At 66.5% G+C, this 1,241-nt stretch carries 1 protein-coding gene; it reads right to left on the bottom strand.

Annotated features, from left to right (window positions below; genetic code table 11):
- Positions 1 to 248: 248 nt before the first annotated feature.
- On the bottom strand, positions 249 to 971 hold the full coding sequence (gene leuE, locus ABD481_RS46390; RefSeq protein WP_344672318.1) for a leucine efflux protein LeuE: 723 nt from the start codon (positions 969 to 971) through the stop codon (positions 249 to 251).
- Positions 972 to 1,241: the final 270 nt, after the last annotated feature.

Here is a 1,241-nt window from a genome sequence, read left to right as displayed (position 1 = left end):
GCGGGCGTAGCCAATCGCGCCGCCCAGGCGGTGTCAAGGCTCGCATCAGCCAGGGCACGGCACCTGAAGGGTCGCCTTGATACCGCCTGGGCGGTGTGATTCCTTCAGGCGACGATGCGACGGAAAGGCCGGAACCGAAACCGGAACCACCGACCAAGGCCGCGCCAACCCGCCCGGCCCCACTCTTTCCAGAGCGAGGCCCTCCCCGGAGGGGCCGCCGGAGGCGCAGTTGACTTTCGGGTTTCGCTTCACCCCAACGAAGCCGTAGCCAACTTCACCGCAAACCCCACAAACAGCGACCCCACACCCCCAGTCATCGAAGCGGACAGCCTCCTCCTCCGCCTGAACGCCGTGGCCAGCCGGTTCCCCATGAAGATCAACGCACTCAAATAACCCGCCGAGAAAGCCATCACGATCGTCGACAGCACCACGAACGCCTCCGACGGATGCACCGCATGCGGGTCAACAAACTGAGTCAAAAACGCCAGATCAAACAGAATCGCCTTCGGATTCAACACACTCACCATCAGCGCCCGCCGAAACGGATGCTCAGCAGTCTCTTCCCCGGCTTCCCCGGCTTCCCCGGCTGCCCCGGCTGCCCCGGCTGCCCCGGCTTCCCCGGTTCCCACCCGAGCCTCAGCGACTGCGGTGCCCTCACCACCCCTCCACGACCTCCACCCCCGCACCGCACCCCGCACCATCCCGAACCCCAACCACCCCAAATACCCCGCCCCCAAATACTTCACCACATCAAAAGCCCCCGGCGACCCCTTCACCATCGAAGCCGCCCCCAACGCCGTCAACGTCAGCAGCACCGCATCCCCAAGGAACACGCCGGCCGCAGCCCGATAACCAGTCCGCACGCCCCTACGCGCGCCAACAGTGAGCACATACAACGAGTTGGGCCCCGGCAACAAAACTATGAACAGCGCGCCGAGGACGAACTCCGGGAGATCAACAGTGCCGAACATGGCGTGAGGGTCTCACACCTCACCCACCCCCGGCACCGGGAGATCACTGCCTGAAACCCCTCACCGCCCGAACCCCTCACCGCCCGAACCCCTCACCGCCCGAACCCCTCACCGCCCGAACCCCTCACCGCCCGAACCCCTCACCGCCCGAAATCCGCAAACGGATCCCGCCCAGCCAACCCCTCCCCACCACCGCCACCACCGCCACCACCGCCCCCACCCCGCTCCACCGCATCCTCCTCCCGCAACACCCGCCGCAACACCTTCCCA

The organism is Catenulispora yoronensis (genome assembly GCF_039531695.1).
GTDB lineage: Bacteria > Actinomycetota > Actinomycetes > Streptomycetales > Catenulisporaceae > Catenulispora > Catenulispora yoronensis.
This window is presented reverse-complemented; position numbering and strand designations above follow the sequence as displayed.